Source organism: Billgrantia saliphila, from assembly GCF_002930105.1.
Lineage (GTDB): Bacteria > Pseudomonadota > Gammaproteobacteria > Pseudomonadales > Halomonadaceae > Halomonas > Halomonas saliphila.
Genome location: NZ_PJRN01000022.1, coordinates 1 through 20,962 on the forward strand (window position 1 = coordinate 1; position 20,962 = coordinate 20,962).

21 protein-coding genes are annotated in these 20,962 nt (G+C 65.4%); 6 read left to right on the plus strand and 15 right to left on the minus strand.

Annotation, left to right across the window (positions count from 1 at the left end):
• The 13 genes from CYJ07_RS18080 to CYJ07_RS18140 all read right to left on the minus strand — a co-directional run.
• The coding region (locus CYJ07_RS18080; protein ID WP_331280940.1) for a Clp protease N-terminal domain-containing protein at positions 1-666 on the minus strand (666 nt) is incomplete at its 3' end.
• An 8-nt stretch (positions 667-674) separates the two neighbouring features.
• The gene (gene icmH, locus CYJ07_RS18085; RefSeq protein WP_231489686.1) at positions 675-1,517 is read right to left on the minus strand and encodes a type IVB secretion system protein IcmH/DotU; all 843 of its coding nucleotides are present in this window, start codon (positions 1,515-1,517) and stop codon (positions 675-677) included.
• 3 nt (positions 1,518-1,520) lie between these two features.
• A complete protein-coding gene (tssK, locus tag CYJ07_RS18090) occupies positions 1,521-2,855 on the minus strand; it encodes a type VI secretion system baseplate subunit TssK (RefSeq protein ID WP_104205116.1) in 1,335 nt (444 codons plus the stop codon).
• A complete protein-coding gene (tssJ, locus tag CYJ07_RS18095; protein ID WP_104205117.1) occupies positions 2,855-3,421 on the minus strand; it encodes a type VI secretion system lipoprotein TssJ in 567 nt (188 codons plus the stop codon). Before tssJ ends, tssK begins: the two co-directional genes overlap by 1 nt.
• A 26-nt stretch (positions 3,422-3,447) precedes the next feature.
• Positions 3,448-4,830, minus strand: coding sequence for a type VI secretion system-associated FHA domain protein TagH (gene tagH, locus CYJ07_RS18100; RefSeq protein ID WP_104205118.1), 1,383 nt, complete (start codon positions 4,828-4,830; stop codon positions 3,448-3,450).
• Between the two features lie 5 nt (positions 4,831-4,835).
• Positions 4,836-5,855 (minus strand): type VI secretion system baseplate subunit TssG, encoded by a 1,020-nt coding sequence (gene tssG / locus CYJ07_RS18105; protein ID WP_104205119.1) that lies wholly within the window; start codon positions 5,853-5,855, stop codon positions 4,836-4,838.
• The gene (gene tssF, locus CYJ07_RS18110) at positions 5,819-7,582 is read right to left on the minus strand and encodes a type VI secretion system baseplate subunit TssF (RefSeq protein ID WP_104205120.1); all 1,764 of its coding nucleotides are present in this window, start codon (positions 7,580-7,582) and stop codon (positions 5,819-5,821) included. Before tssF ends, tssG begins: the two co-directional genes overlap by 37 nt.
• A 38-nt stretch (positions 7,583-7,620) precedes the next feature.
• Positions 7,621-8,052: a type VI secretion system baseplate subunit TssE gene (tssE, locus tag CYJ07_RS18115; RefSeq protein WP_104205121.1), complete on the minus strand. Its 432-nt coding sequence runs from the start codon at positions 8,050-8,052 to the stop codon at positions 7,621-7,623.
• Positions 8,053-8,067: 15 nt separating this feature from the next.
• Positions 8,068-9,549, minus strand: coding sequence for a type VI secretion system contractile sheath large subunit (gene tssC / locus CYJ07_RS18120; RefSeq protein WP_104205122.1), 1,482 nt, complete (start codon positions 9,547-9,549; stop codon positions 8,068-8,070).
• A gap of 85 nt (positions 9,550-9,634) precedes the next feature.
• Positions 9,635-10,144, minus strand: coding sequence for a type VI secretion system contractile sheath small subunit (gene tssB / locus CYJ07_RS18125; protein WP_104205123.1), 510 nt, complete (start codon positions 10,142-10,144; stop codon positions 9,635-9,637).
• A 486-nt stretch (positions 10,145-10,630) separates the two neighbouring features.
• On the minus strand, positions 10,631-12,526 hold the full coding sequence (gene dxs, locus CYJ07_RS18130) for a 1-deoxy-D-xylulose-5-phosphate synthase (RefSeq protein ID WP_104205124.1): 1,896 nt from the start codon (positions 12,524-12,526) through the stop codon (positions 10,631-10,633).
• Between the two features lie 31 nt (positions 12,527-12,557).
• The gene (gene ispA, locus CYJ07_RS18135; RefSeq protein ID WP_104205125.1) at positions 12,558-13,442 is read right to left on the minus strand and encodes a (2E,6E)-farnesyl diphosphate synthase; all 885 of its coding nucleotides are present in this window, start codon (positions 13,440-13,442) and stop codon (positions 12,558-12,560) included.
• Positions 13,432-13,728, minus strand: a complete 297-nt coding sequence (locus CYJ07_RS18140; RefSeq protein WP_104205126.1) for an exodeoxyribonuclease VII small subunit — start codon at positions 13,726-13,728, stop codon at positions 13,432-13,434. Before CYJ07_RS18140 ends, ispA begins: the two co-directional genes overlap by 11 nt.
• A 245-nt stretch (positions 13,729-13,973) precedes the next feature.
• Here CYJ07_RS18140 and serA point away from each other — a divergent pair, with 245 nt between their 5' ends.
• Positions 13,974-15,224 carry a phosphoglycerate dehydrogenase gene (gene serA, locus CYJ07_RS18145; protein WP_104205127.1) on the plus strand — a complete coding sequence of 417 codons (1,251 nt, stop codon included), beginning with the start codon at positions 13,974-13,976 and terminating at the stop codon, positions 15,222-15,224.
• A gap of 153 nt (positions 15,225-15,377) precedes the next feature.
• Here serA and CYJ07_RS18150 read toward each other — a convergent pair whose 3' ends face one another.
• The gene (locus tag CYJ07_RS18150; RefSeq protein ID WP_104205128.1) at positions 15,378-15,731 is read right to left on the minus strand and encodes a hypothetical protein; all 354 of its coding nucleotides are present in this window, start codon (positions 15,729-15,731) and stop codon (positions 15,378-15,380) included.
• 128 nt (positions 15,732-15,859) lie between these two features.
• The gene (locus CYJ07_RS18155; RefSeq protein WP_104205129.1) at positions 15,860-16,609 is read right to left on the minus strand and encodes an aspartate racemase/maleate isomerase family protein; all 750 of its coding nucleotides are present in this window, start codon (positions 16,607-16,609) and stop codon (positions 15,860-15,862) included.
• Positions 16,610-16,831: 222 nt separating this feature from the next.
• Between CYJ07_RS18155 and CYJ07_RS18160 the strand changes: the two genes are divergently transcribed.
• From CYJ07_RS18160 to paaX, 5 genes are all read left to right on the plus strand, one after another.
• The gene (locus CYJ07_RS18160; protein WP_104205130.1) at positions 16,832-17,746 is read left to right on the plus strand and encodes a DMT family transporter; all 915 of its coding nucleotides are present in this window, start codon (positions 16,832-16,834) and stop codon (positions 17,744-17,746) included.
• Positions 17,747-17,914: 168 nt separating this feature from the next.
• Positions 17,915-18,706: an enoyl-CoA hydratase gene (locus CYJ07_RS18165; protein ID WP_104205131.1), complete on the plus strand. Its 792-nt coding sequence runs from the start codon at positions 17,915-17,917 to the stop codon at positions 18,704-18,706.
• 121 nt (positions 18,707-18,827) lie between these two features.
• Positions 18,828-19,673 (plus strand): IclR family transcriptional regulator, encoded by an 846-nt coding sequence (locus CYJ07_RS18170; protein WP_104205156.1) that lies wholly within the window; start codon positions 18,828-18,830, stop codon positions 19,671-19,673.
• Between the two features lie 3 nt (positions 19,674-19,676).
• Positions 19,677-19,829 (plus strand): hypothetical protein, encoded by a 153-nt coding sequence (locus tag CYJ07_RS20375; protein WP_156085523.1) that lies wholly within the window; start codon positions 19,677-19,679, stop codon positions 19,827-19,829.
• Between the two features lie 204 nt (positions 19,830-20,033).
• Positions 20,034-20,960, plus strand: a complete 927-nt coding sequence (gene paaX, locus CYJ07_RS18175; protein WP_104205132.1) for a phenylacetic acid degradation operon negative regulatory protein PaaX — start codon at positions 20,034-20,036, stop codon at positions 20,958-20,960.
• The last annotated feature ends 2 nt before the right edge of the window (positions 20,961-20,962 follow it).

The window sequence follows — 20,962 nt, forward strand, 5'->3', positions numbered from 1 at the left end:
GGGGTTGTTCTTGCGCCGCCGGCCGAGGATATCGAGCATCTGGTCGATCTCGGGGTCGCGGCACAGCACCGGGTCGAGCTCGCCGCGCCGGGCCTGCTCGGTGAGCGAGGTGGCGAAGCGCGTCAGGGCGCTGTCGCCCTGCGCGGCCTGTGCCTGGCGCCGCCCTTCGCCGTTCGGCTCGACGCGCACCGCCTCGGCGGAATCGGCGGCCAGTCGTTCGAAGCCACGGCGCAACCCCTCGCGGTTGATCTCGGCCAGTAGCGCGGCGCTTCTCGGCCCGAGGTAGCGCCCGGCGTTGTGCAGCAGGGCGGTGAAGATCAGGCCGCTGCGCAGGCTATCGTAGGCGAACTCGGTAGTGGCCAGCAGCCAGGCGTCCTGCAGCAGTTCGACCAGCAGCGGCGAGAAGCTCGGCGTGGTCACGGCGAGGTCCCGCGGCGGACGGGTCTCCTCGGCCAGACGCGCGCGCAGCTCACCGATATCCACGCCCTGTCCTTCGAGCAGGCAGCGCAGGTCGCACAGCGGCTGGTCGATCAACGCCTGCAACAGGTGGCCGGCGGTGACCTCGGGAGCCTGCTGCTCGGCGCACAGCACCGCGGCCTGTTCCAGGCCTTGGCGGGAAACGGCATTGAGGCGTCCGATCAGCGCGGGAAGCTCTACCCTGAGCATGGGATCTCCTAACGGTAAATCTGGTCGAGAAGGGTGCCGACCTGGGCCGCTTGCTGATCAAGCGTCCAGGCGAAGCCCAGGTAGGTGCCGGCCATGGCGACGGCGAACAGGGCGAATACCGCCCACACCGGCAGGCCGCGTCCGCGCCGGCGATGCCCCGGCATCACGTTGTCGAGTGGCCGAGTCAGGCTGTCTTCGGGCGTGTCGCCGAGTGCCGCCAGCTGGTCGCCGAGGGTGCGCACCACGTGCTCGTACTCCTCGCGGCCATGGGACATGACCCGGTAGCGTCCTTCGAAGCCGAGGCACAAGCAGAGGTAGATGAACGCCAGCATGTCGCGGTAACGCTGCGGCTCCTGCTGCAGCCGCGCGAGGATGGAAAAGACTTTCTCGCCGCCCCAGGTCTCGTTGTGAAAACGCGTCAGTAGCGAATGCTCTGCCCAGCTGCTCTGCTGGCCCCAGGGCGTACCCATCACCGCCTCGTCGATGAACGAGCAGAGCACATAGCGGAAGGCCAGCAGCGTCGGCCGATCGTAGCCCTGTTCGGTGAGCTCGACCTCGATTGCCGCGATCTCGTCAATCACCTGGCGGTAGAGCCGGTCGATGTCGTTCATGCCGTCGAGCTGACGTACCCGCACCACCATGCCCAGCAGCGAGCTGGCGGCATCCACCAGCGGGTTGAGGTTGTAGCCGCGCAGGCGGAACCAGTAGTCCTCGTCGGCGTCGAGCTGCTCGGCGTGGCTGTGAATCAGTCGCTCGAGCCCACGCTCGTCGATGCGATCTTCATGACGGGTGGGGGCGTAGCGCGCCAAGGCGCCGGCGTCGGACTCGTATTGTGTGGCAAGTTCTTGCATGGCTTAGCTCCTGATCGCCCAGAACTGCAGTTCCAATCCCGGAAACTCTCCCGCCACGTGAAAGGCGAAGCCGCTGGCGCCGTCGAGCATGCTCCAGGCCTGGCTCTGCCGATCGAGACGGAAATAGCTGTATCCCGCGTGGTAGGGCAGCTCGCGCGGGGCCACCGGCAGCGGCTCCAGCGGTACGCCGGGCAGTTGCAGGCTGATGAGGTCGCGGATGCGCTCGACGCTGGCCACTTTGGTCTGTTGCAAGAACAGCTTGCGCAGCCGCTCGTGGGGCATGTCTGCGCGCACCGCGAGGATGAAGTCGGCGCTGTCGAGCAGGCCCGGGTCCGACAGCGGCGCCACCAGCAGCCCATAGCGCCGGGACTGCAACTGGATCGCCAGTGCCCGGGGCTCGAGCACGGTGGAGAGCGCCTGGCGCAGGCTCTGCATCAACATGCGGAAGGCGCGCTCGGGGTGGTCGTGATCGTAGGCCGGGTACTCCGGCGGCAGGCGCGACTCGTCGGTGAAGGTGACCAGCTCGCTGGCGGTCTCCAGCATGGTGGCGAACAGCCGCTCCGGGTGCAGATGGCCCAGGCGCGCCAGATGCTGGAACCGCGGCTGGGCGCGGTTGAGCAACTGCAACAGCATGAAGTCGGCCACGTCGGCCACGCCGGTTTGGTGCGGCGTAGCGAGACGATGGGCGATGTTGCGTGCACGTTCGCGCATCAGCCCGGCCATCTCGCCGACGAAGCGCTGCAGCACCGGCGCCGCCTGAACATTGAGCAAGGTGGGAATGAATTGCTCGTCGAGCATCAGGCTGCCGTCGGGGCGGCGCTCGACGATGCGCGCCACCGCCAGGCAAGCGTAGGCGCTGCGATCGTCGCGTTCGAGCAGTAGCCGAGGGGCGACCCGGGCGACATCGAGCTCGGCGGTGTCGCCATCGCGAGAGTGCAGGTCGCGCACGCTGCGCTGGGCGAGCCGATAACGCGTCGGCAGGTCGTCGTCGGGCCAGCGCACCTCACCCACCGCATCGGTGGCCAGGGGCAGACCCAGGTAGACCCGCTGGTTGGCAATGGCCGCATCGTCGACCTCCAGCGGCTGCGGCTCGATGTCGTCATCGGGCAGCTGGAATGCCGTGCCGTCGGGCATCACGCCGCTGGCGCGGCTGATGGCGATGCGTCCGAAGCTCAGGAATTCGGCATTGAGTTCCAGCGTCTGGAAGCCGTAGAGGGTGTGGCTGACGCCGCGCAGGCGCGTTTCGAGCAGGCCCTCCAGGCTGCGCTGCTGCTGCTGGAAATGCTGCGGCTTGATGAAAAGGCCCTCGCTCCAGACCACTCGGTTGCGGCTGGCCATCAGTCTTCATTCCTCAGCTCGGCGTCGAAATCGCGCAGGTGAACCAGCAGATGATAATCGGCGCCCCGGGACGCCACCTTCACCACCTTCTTCCACTGCGCCTGATCGGGATCGCTGTAGAAGGCGATCAGCCCGATGTAGCGAGTCTCCTCGTCGACCTCGAACGGCTCGTAGAACTTCCATTGTCCAGGCAGCACGGTGAAATCGTCGTGAGCCAGGTAGTTGGTCCCGAGGGCCCCTTCGAGGTCATCGCGAAGCTGGTTGTGGTCGGCCGCCATCAGCATCGAGTCATCCTTGAGTTGCAGGATCTGGAAGCGCAGCGGCGTGCCGTCGCCCTCGACGTTGGGGTTGGCGTTCGGCTCGGCGACCATGGCGAGATCGACCCGGCTCGGCCGGTCCTCGGGATAGCCCACCGGGATCGACGGGTCGCGCATCACCTGCCAGGTCTTGCCGGCCGCCTCGCGCGTCGAGGCGCAGCCGCTGAGCGCCAACGACAGCACCACCACCGCCAGCCAGCCCAGGAGAGGGTGCGCAGAGTATCCTTGGCTCCAGTATCTTGTGCTCATGCTTCCTGCGTTCCTTTTTGTTGTGCTCACTTGGTCTCGCGCTGCTGACGACGCACCGACTGGTCGTAGGCTTGCTCGAAGACTTCCCAGAACAGCTTGGAAAAACCCTGCTGGCGGCCGGAGTTGAGCTCTTGGTAATAATGGCGATACATCTCCCAGGCCCAGCTGCCCTCGTCGTCGAGCCGGTTGCCGGCACCGCGGTAGGCGTGGAACCGCTTGAGCAGTGAGTCGGGAGCGAAGGCATCGAGGATCGCCTGCAGGGCCTGGCCGATGGCTTCCTCCACCGCCGCCTGATGCTGGCCCTGATGCGCCAGGCACTCGGCGACCGCGGCGGGCGCCGAGAGGTGCACCGGGCTGCGGCTCGCCGAGAACAGCGTCTCTACCGTCTCGCGATAGGGCTGACCCAGGCGCAGCGGATTGTCCTCGATCGGTTGCAGACGGCGATCACGCAGCGGGTAGCGGCTGTCATCCTGGGCACGGTGCAGCGCCTGCAGGCCTTCGATGGCGGCGCGCAGGGTCTGCCCGGCCTCGGCGAGGAAGTTCAGTTGCGCCTCGCTGTCGGCGAAGCGCAGCTCGGCCCCCAGGGCGCGCAGCAGCGGGTCGGTTCCGGCGTGTCCGCCGCTGGCCGGCAGCGGATCGTGCCAGCGCTCCTCGAGCTGCTCGCCAACCGAGCGCTCCAGATCGTTCAACAGCCCTTCGTCCATTTCCCGATTCATCTCTGTGGTGTCCTCGTAACGTCGTGTCGTCGGCGCCGCCTCGCGGCGTTCCTGCGGTTCGTGCCAGCTCGCCTCGCCCCGGCTCTCCTCCGCCAGCGCACCCAGCAGCGCATCGTCGTCGGATGCGAGCTCTCGCGTATGGGAAAGCGCGGTGAGCGGGTCGCGCTGGCTGGCGCCCGGTGTGGCCTCGCCCAACGCCTCGAGCGGGTCGTCGCGGCGCTGGGGCGCAAAGCCCGCCGCCGGCTCGCCGCGGTACGCCATTACGCCGTGGCCCGCCAGCTCCTCCTGCTCCTCGTCCACCAGTGTCGCGAGCGGTTGGGCACCGGGCTGCCTGGCCTGCCGGTCGCCCAGGTGCACGCGGACGAGGTACTCCCCCAGGCGCAGCTCGTCGCCGTCGCGCAGGGCGACCCGCCGGTCGCGCCCCAGCGGCAGCGTGGCGTGGTTGATGAAGGTCTGGCCGCTGCTGTCGATCAGGCAGAAATGGCCGTCGATACGCAGGATCCGGGCGTGTCCCGGGCGAATGCGTCCGGCATGGTCCTGCAACAGCCAGTCGTCGCCGGCGGCGCTGCCCAGCGAGCCGCCCGCTTCGGTGAAGACATGACTGCTGGTGGAGCGCCCCTCCAGCCGTTCGCTGTTGATCACCACCAGGGTGACGGCGGTGGCGACGGCGACGGAGCGTGTGGGAAAAGACATCGCGTTTACCCTGTCATCTGGATGCGCACCCGACGGCGCCGCGAGGCATCGCCGGATTCTGGGTTGACGAAGGTGGTCCAGCCGAGCTGGCTGCTGCCGAACTCGCCGAGCCGCATGGGTTGCACGGCGCTCTCCAACAGCTCGAGTTCCAGGTCATAGGCCAGCGGCTCCCGTAGCACGAAGCTCACCAGCGTCTTCAGCGGTGCGTGCTCGCAGCCGTCGGGCAGGAAGTCGCGAAAGCGCGTCAGGGTGAGGCCACGCAGGCAGAGAGCGAACTTGCCGCCGACGTCGGCAACCCGCGTACCGGCGACCATGTCGCCGCCCAGGGTCATGGCCGACTGGCCGGCCCGGCTGCGCTGATCGTCGGGAATGTCGACCCAGCGATGCACCCACTGCTCGATGGTGACGTCGTCGAGATCGAAGCAGTGACCGACCACGCTGCACACCACTTCGGGAGAGCGAGAGCGCCCCGCCAGCAACCCGGCATAGGCGAGCATCTTGCTCCAGTTGATCGGCGTATCGCCGCGCAGCTCCCCGTCGGCCAGCCCCACCAGAGCGAATACCGCCGCGGAGAAGCCATCGCTGGCGCCGTCCTGATAGCGTACGTAGTGGCGATACTTGCGCCAGCTGCGGTGCACCAGGGTCAGCAGGCGATGATTGAAGAAGTCGAGAAAATCGCGGGCCACCCCCTCGTGGTGGGCCGCCTCATGGGCCAGCGACTCCAGGTAGTAGCCCGGCAGCGGCGACTGGGCGCCCTGCAGGCCGAAGAAGCTGACCTCTAGCGCGTAGCCGCCGGTGGGGCGCGGCTCGAGAGCGACGACGTCGCTGCCGGGGAAGCCGAGCGACGCCGAGGCGCTGAAGCGCACCCGTTCGCTGCCGGGGCGAAGACCGCCGGTGCGCTCGAGATCATCGTCGTGATGACGATGCAACAGCTCGACGAGCTGATAGAAATCGTAGCGTCGGGCGCCCTCTATCAGGGCAGCCGGGGCTAGATCAGGGGCTGCTGGCCCGACTGCAAGGTCCATGAGTAGCGCTCTTGGTTGTGTCGATTGACGACATGCAGCTCGTGGAACGAATTGATGCTGGCGTAGAGCGAGAAAAAGCGCGCCAGCACGCTGCCGAACAGATACAGGCCGCCCTCGTCGCCGAAGGCTTCCTGGTCGAGGGTCATGACCGAACGCAGCCCGCGTACCGGCAGCCCACGCTTGAGACGGTCGATGGAGCGGGTCTCGATGTCGATTACCCCGGCAAGTCGTTTCTGCGACATTCGCTCGGCCTGTCGGTCGACCAGGGCACGGAAGTCATAGGCGCGCAGCACCGAACACAGCGCGTCGCGTTCCAGCAGCGACAGGTAGTTGAGCGACAGGTTGGAGATCAGCGTCCACAGCAGGCTGCCGTCCAGGGTCGGGCGCAGTGCCGGCGTGGGCCGGGTGATGTTGCGAAAGTCGGCGAACACCGGGCTCGAGTCAGTGGAAGCGCAGATGTCGCCCACCGTCAGCCGCTCGGGCAGCGCACGATTGCTGCAGGTCAAGCGCAGCGAGATGGTTTCACGCATCCCCAGGCAGGCCTGCTCGTCAGCGCGGACGAAGGCGATATCATGATCGAAGCCATCGCCGCGCAGGCTGTCGCGCACACGCACGCGAAAGTAGCGGGCCTCGCGCCCCCGGTCGCGCTCGATCTGGTGCTGGTAGCTCTCGAACGGCACGTACGGGCGCGGCTCGCCGCGAATCTTGCCGCCATCGCCTTCAAGCCACCCCTGTACCGCGTCCACGCTGAACACCTCGTAGTGGGCCGGTGATCGGCTGCTCGGACGAATGCGGTACTCGCTACGCTCGCCGTTAAGGTCGATGGGATCGGCGTCATGGGTGAACAGATTGATCGCCGGCGCGCAGTAGAGCGCCAGATGCTCATCGCGTACCCGAGCATCGACCGGCAGGGTGCGCGAGAAGACGAAGCGCAGGGTGATGCGCGACGCGTGCGTTTTCGGCAAGTGCCGGCCCAGCCCGAGCAGATCGACGAAGTGGAACGCCTCGGGAAAGCAGAGGTACTCCTGCAGGATGCGATAGCCCTGATAGACGTTGCGTGGATAAGGCAGCAGCGCATGCTCGCGAGCGAAGCCCACCGGTGCGAGCATGTCGCGCGGCAACGGCAGGCAGACCCCGTCGATCTCGAGTTCCAGGCGTGACAAGTAGTGGCCAAGCCACAAGTAGAGGCTGCGCGCAGTGTAGCCGCCGCCCCCCAGGTGCAAGCGTAGGTGGTCGATACCCAGGGCATCGAGAGGCTGGTCGCTGCTCACGTCGAGCGCCAGCTCGACGACCGACGCCTCGCGGGAGTGCTGCGCTTCGACACCAGCGTGTACCAGCGGATAGAGCGTCACGTCGTGGCAGGTACGGAAGCGGCAGGCGGTACCATCGATCGGCCTCGCGCCCAGCGTGGTACCGGCAGCCACGACCTGACGTCCGCTCAGCGCATGCGTTTTCGGCGTGAACTGCATTACCGTCATGCTCGGCACCGGGCGCAGGTAGTTGGGCCAGAGCATGCCGATCAGCGAGTGGGTCAGCTCGGGAAACTCGTCCTCGACTTTCTCCCGCATACGGCCGGTGAGAAAGGCGAACCCCTCCAGCAGGCGCTCGACGTCCGGATCGGTGCTGCGCTCCGAAAGGAAGCGGCTGAGGCCGGGATTGGCCTCGGCGAACTCCCGACCCTGCAGCTTCAGGTAGTCGAGCTCATCCCGGTAATAACGATTGAGCATGCGCGTCTCACTCCCTGAGTACTTGAATGCTTAGGTGCTCAGTTCAAGCACTGGTAGCGTTTGTCGTTGAGCAACAGGTCGATGGTGGTCTGGGCGTTGTCGTGCCCCAATTCCACCGTGGCATGCACCTGAAAGCGCAACTGCAGCGGGTCGCCGTTGCGCGGCAACGACTCCACTTCCACTCGCCTCACGCGCGGCTCGAAGCGCTCGATGCACTGGCGAATGGCACGCTGGATATTGCGCTCCAGGTCGAGCACACCGATGGTTGCGTCGTTGAAGTCGAGCAGCCCCAGTTCGGGTGCGCATTCGCTGTGCCCCGGATGGCTGTTGAGCAGATCGACCAGGTGACGCTTGATCGATTCGACGGTCTCGGCGAGGCTCGCCTCGGCGGCGACGGCGTCCGGCTGGTCGGGCGCCGCGAGGCGCTCGAACAGCCGGTTGCCGAGCACGCCACCACGGTGAAGCGGCATGGCAGCGGCCTCCCCTTACTCCTTGTCCAGACGACCCACCAGCGATAGCTCGAAGTTGGCGCCCATGTACTTGAAGTGCGGCCGTACCGCCATAGAGACCTGGTACCAGCCCGGATCGCCCTCGACATCGGAGACCTGGATAGAAGCGGCCCGCAGCGGCCGGCGGCTGCGCACCTCGGCCGGCGGATTCTCCTGGTCGGCGACGTACTGACGGATCCATACGTTGAGCTCGCGCTCGAGATCCTGGCGCTCCTTCCAGGAACCGATCTGCTCGCGCTGCAGCACCTTGATGTAGTGGGCCAGGCGATTGATGATGAACATGTAGGGCAGTTGAGTACCGAGCTTATAGTTGGTCTCGGCGGCCTTGCCCTCGGGCGTGTTGGGGAAGACCTTGGGCTTTTGCACGGAATTGGCGGAGAAGAAGGCGGCGTTGTCGCTCCCCTTGCGCATGGTCAGCGAGATGAAGCCCTCCTCGGCCATCTCGAACTCGCGGCGATCGGTGACCAGCACCTCGGTGGGAATCTTGGCCTGCAGTTGGCCCAGTGCCTCGTAGGTATGCACCGGCAGGTTCTCCACCGCGCCGCCGCTCTGCGGACCGATGATGTTGGGACACCAGCGGTACTTGGCGAAGCTGTCGGTGAGACGCTCCGCTAGCAGGTAGGCGGTATTGCCCCACAGATAGTGCTCGTGGTTCTCGCTGACCGTCTCGCGGTAGTGGAAGGTCTTGACCGGATTTTCCACCGGGTCATAGGGCATGCGCAGCAAGAAACGCGGCGCGGTCAGCCCCAAGTAACGCGCATCCTCGGACTCGCGCAGGCTGCGCCAGCGGGCGTACTTCGGCCCCTCGAAGATGGCCTTGAAGTCCTTGATGTTGGGCAGCTCCTGGAAGCTGTCGATGCCGAAAAAGCTCGGCGCCACCGAGGAGAGGAATGGCGCATGGGCCATGGCGCCCACCGCCGCGGTGAACTGCAGCAGCTTGATGTCGGGGGTCGAGGGCGTGAAATCATAATTGCCGACGATGGCGCCCACCGGCTCGCCGCCGAACTGACCGTACTCGGCGGCATAGACGTGCTGATAGAGCCCGCTCTGGCTGAGCTCGGGGGCGAACTCGAAGTCCTCGAGCAACTCCTCCTTGGTGGCGTGCAGCAGGTCGAGCTTGATGTTCTGACGGAAATCGGTGCGGTCGACCAGCAGCTTCAGGCCGCGCCAGGCCGATTCGAGCTGCTGGAAGCCGCGGTCGTGCAGGATTTCGTCGACCTGACCGCCGATCTTGCGGTCGAGCTCGACGATCATGCGGTCGACCACCGCCTTGTTGACCTGAGGGGCGGTGCCGTCGCTCTGCAACAGCTCGGCGATAAACGCCGCCACGCCCTGCTTGGCGATGTCGTAGCCTTCATCGGCCGGCGCCATGCGCGTCTGCGCCATCACCTGATCGAGAAGGGACGATTCGGCCTGGGCCTCGGCTGCCTGACCCTGCGTTTGTGCCATGTCGCTCATTGAAATTGCCTCGAATCCGTTGCCTGGCCGGGGAGCATCAACGCCGCGGTGCCGCCCCGATGTGGCCGTTGCCAGGGGAGTGTCGTCAGTCGTTGGAGTCGTCTCGAGAATCGAGAAGGTCGAGCTCGGCGAGCAGTTGCGCACGCGCCTCTTCGCTCTCCATCAGCTTCTGCAGCCGGTCGCGGAAAGCCGGCACATTACCCAGCGGTCCCTTGAGGGCGACCAGGGCTTCACGCAGCTCGACCAGTTTGCGCAACTCCGGCACCTGGCGTGCCACGCTGTCGGGCGTGAAGTCATCGAGCGACTTGAATTCGAGATTGACCGCCAGCTCGCCGGCGTCTTCACCCTCCTCGAGGCGGTTGGGCACGCTCGCCGTCAGGCCGAGGCCGGCTTCGCGCATGACGGAATGGAAGTTATTCTTGTCCACCGAGACCTTGTCGCGTGCCTCGATCGGCGTGGCTTCGGCGGTGCCCTTGAAGTCACCCACCACCAGCAGCTTGAGCGGCAGCTCTGTTTCGGCCTGTTGATCGCCGGTAGCCGGCACGTACTTGATGTTGATGCGCTCTTTCGGCGCAACGGTTCCTTCCTTCGCCATGCTGAAGCTCCCTGATGGACCGCCGTGTTGGAATTACCCTTTCGCGTCACAACTCACCACGCCCCGCTCGCACCGGCCCGATGTGCGGACGGATGCGGCGTCAGTCAAGTGAGAAGCGTTGTCACCCTTGCTTGTGAGCGAGAGGGTAATCACGCGGGCGACATGTGCCAAATGGCGCATTTGCCGTACATGACGATTACGTGTCAGTTACGTGTGCTCATGTTGGCTTACACGATTCCGCTCCCAGCACCGTCGCGGTGCGGATCGCTCTTACCGTGGCGATAAACGGCGACACGGAAAGGCGAAGTTGGCTTACACCCGTTGTAGGAAAATGACTACACCAATATGAGAAATATAGGTCATACGGATACAGCGATTACCTCGGCGCAACACGAGCACGACGTATCGCTCATGCCTAGGAATCAAGCACGGCATCAGGCGGAAGGGGGAAAATGAAACCCGCCGGGCAAGCCTGCCCGGCCGGGATCAGCCGAGGCGAGCGCGAATGGCCGCCTCGATGCCGGCGGCGTCGAGGCCGCATTCGGTGAGCAGTTCGGCGGGCTTACCATGCTCGACGAAGGCGTCGGGCAGACCGAGGTTGAGCACGGCCACTTGCACGCCTTCGGCGGCGAGCAGTTCATTGATACCGCTGCCCGCACCACCGGCCACCACGTTCTCCTCCAGTGTGACCAGCAATTCGTGCTCGGCGGCGGCTTTCAGCACCGCCTCTCTATCGAGCGGCTTCACCGAGCGCATGTTGAGGTGAGTGGCATCGAGGGATTCCGCCACCTGTGTCGCCGGCCCGTTGAGACTGCCGAAGGCGAGCAGCGCGATCCCGTTGCCCCGACGTCGCGTCTCGGCCTTGCCGATCTCCAACGGTTCGAGGTTCGCGGGCACTTCGACACCCGGCCCGCTGCCGCGGGGATAGCGCACCGCGGCGGGCCCGGGGTAGTGATAGGCAGCGCTGAGCATGGCGCGACACTCGGCCTCGTCGGCCGGGGCCATGATCACCATGCCGGGAATGCAGCGCAGGTAGGAAAGATCCATGCTGCCGTGGTGGGTGGGGCCGTCCTCCCCGACCAGGCCGGCGCGGTCGATGGCGAAGGTGACGTCGAGCCCCTGTACCGCCACGTCATGTATCAGCTGGTCGTAGCCGCGCTGCAGGAAGGTGGAGTAGATCGCCACCACCGGCTTCATCGCCTCGCAGGCCATGCCCGCAGCCAGCGTCACCGCATGCTGCTCGGCGATGGCGACATCGTAGTAGCGTGTCGGGTACTCCTTGGAGAAGCGGATCAGGTCGGAGCCTTCGCGCATCGCCGGGGTGATTCCGATCAACCGCTCGTCCACCGCCGCCATGTCGCACAGCCACTCGCCGAAGACGTTGCAATACTTGGGGAGTTTTTTCTTGGCCGGTTCGATGGGCTTGCCGGTCGGCGCGTCGCCGTTCTTTTCCAACTTCGTGATGGCGTGGTAGCCGATGGGGTCGGCCTCGGCGGGCAGGAAGCCGCGCCCTTTGCGGGTCTTCACGTGCAGGAACTGCGGTCCGTCCAGGTCGCGCAGGTTACGCAGGGTCTGGATCAGTGCAGGCAGGTCGTGGCCGTCGAGCGGGCCGATGTAATGAAACCCCATCTCCTCGAATAGCGTGGCAGGGCTGACCATGCCCTTCATGTGCTCTTCGGTGCGTCGGGCGAGCTCGAGCGCCCCGGGCAGGCGAGAGAGCACACGCTTGCCCTCCTCGCGGAAGGTGAGATAGGGCTTGCTGGCGAGGATCCCCGCCAGGTAGCTGGCGATGCCGCCGACGTTCTCGGAGATCGACATCTCGTTGTCGTTGAGCACCACCAGCATGTTGGCGTCCAGGTGTCCGGCGTGCACCAGCGCCTCGAAGGCCATGCCGGCGGTCAACGCACCGTCGCCGATCACCGCGCAGACCCGACGCCTGTCGCCGCGGGTGGCGCTGGCCAGCGCCATGCCCAGTGCCGCCGAGATCGAAGTACTGGAGTGGCCCACGCCAAAGGTGTCGTAGGGCGATTCGGCACGCCGCGGGAACGCCGCGAGGCCGCCGTACTGGCGAATGCTGGGCATCGCCTCGCGGCGCCCGGTGAGAATCTTGTGCGGGTAGGCCTGATGACCGACGTCCCACACCAGCCGGTCGTGGGGGGTTTCCAGCGCGTGATGCAGGGCGACGGTGAGTTCCACCACACCCAGCCCGGCGCCGAAGTGGCCGCCGCTATGGCCCACGCTGTAGAGCAGGTAGGCGCGCAACTCGTCGGCCACCTGCAGCAATTGGGAGGTGGTCATGGCCCGTAGTGCCGCCGGCGTGTCCAGCGTGTCCAGCAGCGGCGTCACCGGGCGTTCAGCGGGAATTGCGTCGTAGAGCTTCATGCTTTTCGTTTGTCCTGGCTTCATGCCATTGCTAGTGGTCGCGCTCGATCATGTACCGGGCCAATTCGGCCAGCGGGAGCCCCGCCTCGCCCAGTGGGTCAAGCGCCGCCAGCGCCTCCTCGATCAGCTCATGGGCCCGGGCGCGCGCGCCGTCCAGCCCTAACAGTGCCGGGTAGGTGGGCTTGTCGCGGGCCGCGTCGGCGCCGGAAATCTTACCCAGGGTCTGGGTGTCGCCGGTCACGTCGAGAACGTCGTCGTGTATCTGGAAGGCCAGGCCGAGTGCCTCGGCGTAGCGGTCCAGCGCCACCACCCGGGGGTCGTGCTCGTCCACTGCCGTCAGGGCTCCCATGCGGATCGCGGCACGAATCAGGGCGCCGGTCTTGTGGGCATGCATGGTGGCCAGGGCCTCGACGTCAGGGTGGCCGCCAACAGCCGCCAGGTCCAGTGCCTGGCCACCCACCATGCCGTCGCGCCCGGCGGCCACGGCCAGGGTCAGCATCAGCGCAGGCAAGCGCGGGTGGGCGGCGCGCGCCAGCACCTCGAAGGCGAGCGTCTGCAGCGCATCCCCGGCGAGTATCGCCGTGGCTTCGTCATAGGCACGATGGACCGTGGGCTGGCCGCGGCGCAGGTCGTCGTCGTCCATCGCCGGCAGATCGTCGTGCACCAGCGAATAGGCATGGATCAGCTCGACCGCAGCGGCCGGCGCATCGAGCGCCTCGTCGGCGGCACCCAGGGCGCGACCGGCCAGGTAGACCAGCACCGGACGCAACCGCTTGCCGCCCACCAGCAGACCGTGACGCATGGCGGACTCGAGTCGTACCGCCGACGCCTGGCGCGCATCGAACAGGTGTGCCAGGCAGGCGTCGACCCGGGTACGATCGGCGGCCAGGCGAGCCGCGAACGCATCAGTGTTCACTCTCGTCCTCCCCGTCGGGCGCCTCGAAGGAAGCGAAGTCGGTGCTGCCGTCGGGGCGTTCGATCAGAGTACGTACGCGCAGCTCGGCCTCGTCGAGGCGACGTTGGGCTTCACGCGTCAGGCGCACGCCCTGTTCGAAGGCGGCAAGCGACCCCTCCAGCGACAGCTCGCCGGATTCCAGTTGCTCCACCAGCCGTTCCAGTCTCTCGACGGTGGTGGCGAAGTCGATCTCGGCGTCTGCGTTCGGCGCCGCTTCGCTCACCGCTTGCTCGTCACGTTCGGCCATGACACCTCTGGCTCGTCGCCGCTGTTTTCGGGATGTCCAGTATACACGCACTGCCCCGGGGGTCGTCTGCCGGAGCGCGCAACGTGCAGCGCGTTCATCTTCGCGGCGCAGCATTTTCATCCTCGTGTCGACCCGCTGTGCTAATATTGGCGCCCTGTTTCCAGCCTGATACCGGAGACACCGAACCGTTTCGGTACGTTCCGGTCTTCCCGTACGCGGCGCACCAAGAAGGGGTTGATTCGACCATGGCCAAGACGTCCCTGGACAAGAGCAAGATCAAGATCCTGCTACTCGAGGGCATCCACCAGAGCGCGGTGGACAATTTTCTGAATGCCGGTTACACCAACATCGAGCACCTGCCCACCTCGCTCGACGAGGCCTCGCTGATCGAGAAGATTCGCGACGTACACTTCCTCGGCATTCGTTCCCGCACCCAGCTCACCGAACGCGTCTTCGCCGCGGCCGAGAAACTCAACGCCGTGGGTTGCTTCTGCATCGGCACCAATCAGGTTGATCTTGGCGCGGCGCTTACGCGCGGCATCCCGGTCTTCAACGCGCCCTACTCCAACACCCGCTCGGTGGCGGAGCTGGTATTGGCCGAAGCGATCATGCTGCTGCGCGGCATTCCCGAGAAGAACGCCCGCGCCCACCAAGGCGGCTGGCTAAAGAGCGCCAAGGCCTCCCACGAGGCGCGCGGCAAGACGCTGGGCATCGTCGGCTACGGCAACATCGGCGCCCAGCTCTCGGTGCTGGCCGAGTCGCTCGGCTTCAATGTCATCTTCTATGATGTGGTGACCAAGCTCGGCATGGGCAACGCCAACCAAGTGGCAAGCCTCGAGGAGCTGCTGGCCCGTGCCGACGTGGTCAGCCTGCACGTGCCGGAGCTGCCTTCCACCAAATGGATGATCGGCAAGGACCAGCTGGCGCTGATGAAACCCAGCGGCATCCTGATCAACGCCTCACGCGGCAGCGTGGTAGTGATCGAGGATCTTGCCGAGGCGCTCGAGGCCGGTCGCCTCTACGGTGCCGCCATCGATGTCTTCCCGGTCGAGCCCAAGGGCAACGAGGAGGAGTTCGTCAGCCCGCTGCGTGGTATCCCCAATGTGATCCTCACGCCGCACATCGGCGGCTCCACTCTCGAGGCCCAGGAGAACATCGGAATCGAGGTCTCCGAGAAGATGGTCACCTATTCCGACAACGGCACCACCGTCACCGCGGTCAACTTCCCCGAAGTGGCGCTGCCGGCGCACCCCGACAAGCACCGCGTGCTGCATATCCACGACAACGTTCCGGGAGTGCTCTCCGAGATCAACCGGGTGCTCTCCGAGAACGGCATCAACATCTCTGGCCAGTACCTGCAGACCAACGAGAAGGTCGGCTACGTGGTCATCGACGTGGACAAAGCCTACGGCCCCCAGGCGCTCGAGGCGCTGCGCAAGGTCGAGCACACCCTGCGCGTGCGGGTGCTCTACTCCGAGACCAACTTCGAGGACTGACGTCAACGGCGTCACGCTCCAGGCCGCCGCACCTCATGTGCGGCGGCTTTTAAAGCGAAGCGAACACCGTAACCTGTGCAGGGCACGTCGGGTGTGGCGCATGCCAACAGGATGACGCGCGGCGTATGACGTACAAGAAGCTGCTCGAACCGACTAGAGACTCTGGATATCGATCACGTAGCCAATGATCGGGTAGCCGGCTTGCCGGGCGGCCTTTTCCGCTTCCAACTGAGCCTCCAACTTGGAGATGCTGGTTGAGCGATGCTCGAAGACGGTATCCGTTTCCAATTGCTTGGTGCGTACGGCCAGCCGCACCAGATGGCCGGTCTTGTAGGCCTTGGCAGATTCGCCGTTAGTTTCCTTGCCCCTGGCGCTCTTCCCCTGGGTGGCGGGGCTCGCCTTGCCGGCAACCGATTCCCGCGAGGGCGGCGAGGCCTTCTCGGGCTTCATGAAAGCGTCAATCTCGCGCTTGACGCTCTGTTCGAACTCACTCAGTTCGTCGCTCATTCATCCTCCCTTTGGAAACATGTCCCGCCCCGCTTGGAACATATCAGAACTCATCGTACTGCCGGCTTAACGCAAGTTATGACAGCGAACGCAACGCACCGAGGCTCGCCTCGCCAGGCGAAGAGGACTCAGGCGCCGGGAGCCGACACCTCGGCCAGGGCCTGTAGATAGCGGATTGGACCGCCGTTTCGCTTCAATAGCCGAAGCCCCGCCCATAGACTCACCTGATTGGCCGTGAGCACCTGGCGTCCGGCCGCGCGACTCATCGCTTCGACCCGCTCGAGGGTATTGATCGCAGTGTCAGGCACCAGAATCGGATTGCCCGACTCGTGCGCCATGGCGAAGTCGCGCACGGATGCGACGATATCGAGCCGATGGGAGTCGGCCGCATAGGGGCAATCCAGCACCTGCAGGCCATCGACCGTCACGCCGCTGTCGCCCAGGAAGCGTACCAGTTGGTCGGTGACCTCCGTTGGATAGGGGCTGAGCAGATCGACCCGGCGATATTCGAGGGCCGCCAGTGCGTCGCGAAAGGCCAGAGCGGTGCTGGTGGATGGTACACCGAGCCACTGCGAGAGTTCACGTGACTGGGCGAAGGCCCATTCGAGCCCACCGATGAAGCTACCGCTGGTACAGGCCCAGACCACCGCCTGGGCGCCGTGTTCCTTCACCAACCCTTCGCCTACCGCCGCCAGGCGGTCGGTGGCACCCAGCGACATCAGCGCCGTGTGCTCGTGATGGCCGTCGCTAAGAACCTTGCCTACCTCGATGGTGGGCAGCGACTCGCCAATACCGGGTCGCTGGTTGAGCTCGTACCATTCGTAATCGGACGGTCCGTCCTCGGGCAGCAGGATGCCCAGGCACTGTGCATTTTGCATCGACACCTCTCGTCGGTCATGCCGAATCGGCTTGTGGAGGGGATATGAGACGCCAAGCGTGTCCTGGCAACATGCCAGATGACGCGCGGCGATTCACGCCTATTCGCACCTTGGCGAAGCGATTCGTGCCGTGCTGTTCGACGCTTTCCCTCCGCTGTGCTAATGATGAATCTCCTAACGATAGGATCCGCTCTCCTGCCCCGCTGCCAAGGAACACCGTAAATGCCGACCGCTGCCGCCTACCTGATCGTGGTACTGGTGTGGGCCACGACGCCGTTGGCCATCAAATGGAGCGCCGAGGCGGGCGCACCGGTGGGCAGCGTGATGTTGCGCATGCTAATCGCCTTTCTGGCGGGGTTGGCAGTGTTGCTCCTGCTGCGCCGACGCCTGCGCCGCGATGGCCGCGCGCTGAAAAGCTATGCAGCAGCGGTTCCTGGGGTATTCGGCGCCATGGCACTGAGCTATCAAGCATCATTGACGCTGCCTTCGGGCATGATGTCGGTGATTTTTGGCATGGCCCCGCTGATATCGGGACTGATCCTGCAGTTAATGCCAGGTGCCGTGAAGCTCAGGCGCTGGCACTGGATCGGTTGCCTGCTGGGAGTGGTGGGCCTGGCCGTGGTGTTCGCAGACAGCCTGGTGCTGGGCAACGACCAGCTACCCGCCCTGCTGATGATGCTACTCGCCGTGACCCTGTTCAGCGGCAGCGGCATTGCCGTGCAGCGCGCCGCCGCCGGGCTCGGACCGTTGGAGCAGACCCTGGGCGCGCTGGGCCTGAGCCTGCCGTGCTTCTTCATCTTGTGGCTGGCCAGCGGCGAACCGCTGGCGGTGCCTCTGAGCCCGCGCGGGCTGTGGGCGGTCCTCTACCTGGCGCTATTCGGCTCGCTGCTCGGCTTTCTCTGCTACTACCTGATCCTTTCGCGGCTTCCCGCCGCCACCGTGGCGCTGGTCACGCTGATCACCCCGGTGCTCGCCCTGGGCCTGGGCATGACGTTCAACCAGGAACAGCCCTCCTCGTCGATGCTTATCGGCGCGGTTCTGATCCTGGTGGCTCTCGGCGCTTACCTGTTTGGTGATCGCCTGGCGCGGCTCAAGGCCATTCGCGAGCGGGCAGCCGACCCCGAGCGGATCCCGTAGTCATCGTCCGGATAATGGGAGAAGTGCCGCCAGTTCCTGGACAACCCCTTAGGCCAGAAGCAGGACAGGTGCACCCGCCTCCTTCCCATCGCCTTTGGTCGCATGGCTGCCGATTTGCGTTCTCGACGGGCTAGGCTGGGGGCGGGCAGGTTGCTACAGGATACGATTATGAACACGATCGACGATGAGCGTGCGGTCCTCCGTCACGACGCGGGCGGCACCGCCACGCTGACGCTGAACCGGCCGCGCCAGTTCAACGCGCTGTCGGAGGAGTTGCTCGAGGCGCTGGCAGGCGAGCTAGACCGGCTTGCCGAGGACGAGGCGGTGCGCTGCGTCGTCATCGCCGCGGAGGGGCGTGCCTTCTGCGCCGGCCACGACCTGAAGCAGATGCGCGCCAACCCCGCCAAGGCCTATTACCAGACCCTGTTTGCCCGCTGCGGCGAGGTCATGCAGCGCATCGTCAACCTGCCGGTGCCGGTGATTGCTCGCGTGCAGGGGCTGGCCACCGCCGCCGGCTGCCAGCTGGTGGCCAGCTGCGATCTTGCCGTGGCGTCGCGCTCGGCGCGCTTCGCGGTGTCGGGGATCAACGTCGGGCTGTTCTGCTCCACCCCGGCAGTGGCGCTTTCGCGCAGCATAGGACGCAAGCGTGCGCTGGAGATGCTGTTCACCGGTGAATTCATCGATGCCGACCAGGCGCTCGAGTGGGGGCTGGTCAATCGCGTGGCCGACGACGCGGCGCTGGACGAGACGTTGGGCGAGCTGACCTCGAGCATCTGTGCCAAGAGCGCCGTGGCGGTGCGCACCGGCAAGGCGATGTTCCAGCGCCAGCTGCAGATGCCGCTGAGTGAGGCCTACGATTTCGCCGGCGAGGCGATGGCCTGCAACATGATGGCCGAGGACGTAGCCGAAGGCATCGACGCCTTCATTGCGAAGCGGGACCCTCAATGGCGGCACCGTTGAGCACGGCCGGGCTTACGTGGAACGCATTTCCGCAGCCGCGACAAACGGACCTCGAACGGGTATCCTGTCGACGGCCTTCCACGCGAGGCCGGCCAGATCGATAAAGCAAAGGGTGACGCAGGTGAGTGAAGTCAAACGCAGAACGGCGGGACGCCCGCCAGGCCCCGGCAAGAGCGCCAGCGGCCACAGCCAGTCGTTGGTGCGCGGACTCAGCCTGCTGGAGCGGCTGGCGGCGACGCCGGGTGGCCTTTCCCTGTCGGAACTGGCCGAGATGGTCGATCTAGCGCCTTCCACCACCCATCGCCTGCTGCAGGCGCTGCAGGGGCAGGGCTTCATTACTCAGGATGTCGATCTCGGCGTCTGGAAGATCGACGTCAAGACCTTTCGCATCGGCAACAGCTTCCTCGAGGCGCGCGATTTCGTCGCCGCCAGCCGCCCCTTCCTGCGTCGCTTGACCGCGCAGACCGGCGAGACCGCCAACCTGGGCATCCGCGATGGCGCCACGGCGGTCTTCCTCGCCCAGAGCGAGTCGCCCCAGATGATGCGCATGATCACCCGGCTCGGCTCGCGCGCACCGCTTCACGCCTCGGGCGTGGGCAAGGCACTGATGGCCTGGCTGCCCGACGACGAGTTCGAGCGGGTGCTGGCCGAACGTGGCCTGGAGCGAGTCACCGAGAACACGTTGCACTCATCCGAGACGCTGCGCGCCAACCTCGCTCTGGTACGCCGACTGGGCTACGCCTGCGATCGTGAGGAACATGCCATCGGCCTGCACTGCGTAGCCGCCTGCTTGCACGACGAGCACGGCACACCGCTGGCGGCGATTTCCGTCTCCGGCCCGGTGGCACGCATCCCCGAGTCGCGCCTGAAGGAGCTGGGCGAACTGGTTCACGAGACCGCGGCCGAGATCACCACCCGCCTCGGTGGGCGTATGCCAGCCTCACAGGAGCAGGTAGCGGAAGCGTGAAGCATGCGGCTTTCGTCGTGTTCACGCTCGCCCTCGGGCTGGTACTGGAACCAGGTGAGCGCCGGCGGCCACTCGCAGCAGGACTGCTTCGTTAACTTCGGCGGCCAGGGCCGCACCCGCTGCAACATGGCGGGCAGTTCTACCTTCGGCCGGTGATAGAGGGCGAAACAGCTGCAAATTGCATTCGCCTCGAATAGCGATACACAACTAAAACAGAGCTGCCCCCTAACGTAGCGAAACAAGCCTCTACAGCCTCATGACTCAGCAGTAATGCCTTTGGCTGTGGTACTCTATTTGCGCCTGGATTCGATCTGTTCTCGGCCTGCAACAGTATCACAACTTGGGAAACCGGCTCACATCATGTCCTCCGCTCACGATTGCGTTGTCTCGCTTATCGACAATTTCCAGAAGCGCCACCCTATTCGCGCCGGTTCGTTGATCATCACGATTTATGGTGACTCGATTGCCCCGCGAGGAGGCACGGTCTGGCTGGGCAGCCTGTCGAAGCTTGTCGCCCCCATCGGCATCAACGAGAGGTTGGTACGCACTTCCGTTTATCGCTTGACTCAGGAGAGCTGGCTGCAGGGCGAGAAGGTAGGACGACGCAGCTATTACAGCCTCAGTGGCCCAGGACGGCGGCGCTTCGAACAAGCCTTCAAACGGGTCTATCACGGCGCGCATCCCCCCTGGAACGGGCAGTGGTCACTGGTACTGCTATCGCAGCTGGATGCCGCACGCCGCCAAAAGGTTCGCGAGGAGCTCGAATGGCTGGGCTTCGGCTATTTCGCCCAAGGGCTTCTGGCCCACCCCAACCTGAACCGCAGCGAAGCGATGGCAGCTCTTCAGGAAATGGACGCGGCCGATGATACCATCATCATGCAGACCGAAGCCGTAGAGCCTCTTGCCAGCAGGCCGTTACGCCGACAGGTCAGGGAGAGCTGGAACCTGGAAAGCCTGGCCGAGAACTATCAGCGATTCCTGGCCCAGTTCCGCCCACTTTGGAAGGCGCTGGATGAAGAGAATCACCTGGGCGAGGAGGAGTGCTTCATTGCCCGTACACTGCTGATCCACGAATATCGCAAGGTGCAACTGCGCGACCCCCAGCTACCCGATGAGCTACTGCCGACCGCCTGGGAGGGGCGCAACGCTTATCAGCTGTGCCGCAATATCTATCGCACGATCTATCAGCGCGCAGAGCGCTGGCTCGACCAGCATCTCGAAACGGCCGAGGGCCCGCTTCCGGCACCGGGCCCCAGCTTCTACCAGCGCTTCGGGGGGTTGGACTGACC

What these genes read in the sequence shown, in the direction of transcription:
- CYJ07_RS20375 (WP_156085523.1), top strand. Translation starts at nt 19,677, where the DNA reads ATGCGGCTTTCGTCGTGTTCACGCTCGCCCTCGGGCTGGTACTGGAAC.
- dxs (WP_104205124.1), bottom strand. Translation starts at nt 12,526, where the DNA reads ATGAAGCTCTACGACGCAATTCCCGCTGAACGCCCGGTGACGCCGCTG.
- tssE (WP_104205121.1), bottom strand. Translation starts at nt 8,052, where the DNA reads ATGCCGCTTCACCGTGGTGGCGTGCTCGGCAACCGGCTGTTCGAGCGC.
- CYJ07_RS18150 (WP_104205128.1), bottom strand. Translation starts at nt 15,731, where the DNA reads ATGAGCGACGAACTGAGTGAGTTCGAACAGAGCGTCAAGCGCGAGATT.
- CYJ07_RS18140 (WP_104205126.1), bottom strand. Translation starts at nt 13,728, where the DNA reads ATGGCCGAACGTGACGAGCAAGCGGTGAGCGAAGCGGCGCCGAACGCA.
- CYJ07_RS18160 (WP_104205130.1), top strand. Translation starts at nt 16,832, where the DNA reads ATGCCGACCGCTGCCGCCTACCTGATCGTGGTACTGGTGTGGGCCACG.
- CYJ07_RS18165 (WP_104205131.1), top strand. Translation starts at nt 17,915, where the DNA reads ATGAACACGATCGACGATGAGCGTGCGGTCCTCCGTCACGACGCGGGC.
- CYJ07_RS18155 (WP_104205129.1), bottom strand. Translation starts at nt 16,609, where the DNA reads ATGCAAAATGCACAGTGCCTGGGCATCCTGCTGCCCGAGGACGGACCG.
- tagH (WP_104205118.1), bottom strand. Translation starts at nt 4,830, where the DNA reads ATGTCTTTTCCCACACGCTCCGTCGCCGTCGCCACCGCCGTCACCCTG.
- tssK (WP_104205116.1), bottom strand. Translation starts at nt 2,855, where the DNA reads ATGGCCAGCCGCAACCGAGTGGTCTGGAGCGAGGGCCTTTTCATCAAG.
- tssF (WP_104205120.1), bottom strand. Translation starts at nt 7,582, where the DNA reads ATGCTCAATCGTTATTACCGGGATGAGCTCGACTACCTGAAGCTGCAG.
- tssG (WP_104205119.1), bottom strand. Translation starts at nt 5,855, where the DNA reads ATGGACCTTGCAGTCGGGCCAGCAGCCCCTGATCTAGCCCCGGCTGCC.
- serA (WP_104205127.1), top strand. Translation starts at nt 13,974, where the DNA reads ATGGCCAAGACGTCCCTGGACAAGAGCAAGATCAAGATCCTGCTACTC.
- paaX (WP_104205132.1), top strand. Translation starts at nt 20,034, where the DNA reads ATGTCCTCCGCTCACGATTGCGTTGTCTCGCTTATCGACAATTTCCAG.
- tssC (WP_104205122.1), bottom strand. Translation starts at nt 9,549, where the DNA reads ATGAGCGACATGGCACAAACGCAGGGTCAGGCAGCCGAGGCCCAGGCC.
- icmH (WP_231489686.1), bottom strand. Translation starts at nt 1,517, where the DNA reads ATGCAAGAACTTGCCACACAATACGAGTCCGACGCCGGCGCCTTGGCG.
- tssB (WP_104205123.1), bottom strand. Translation starts at nt 10,144, where the DNA reads ATGGCGAAGGAAGGAACCGTTGCGCCGAAAGAGCGCATCAACATCAAG.
- tssJ (WP_104205117.1), bottom strand. Translation starts at nt 3,421, where the DNA reads ATGAGCACAAGATACTGGAGCCAAGGATACTCTGCGCACCCTCTCCTG.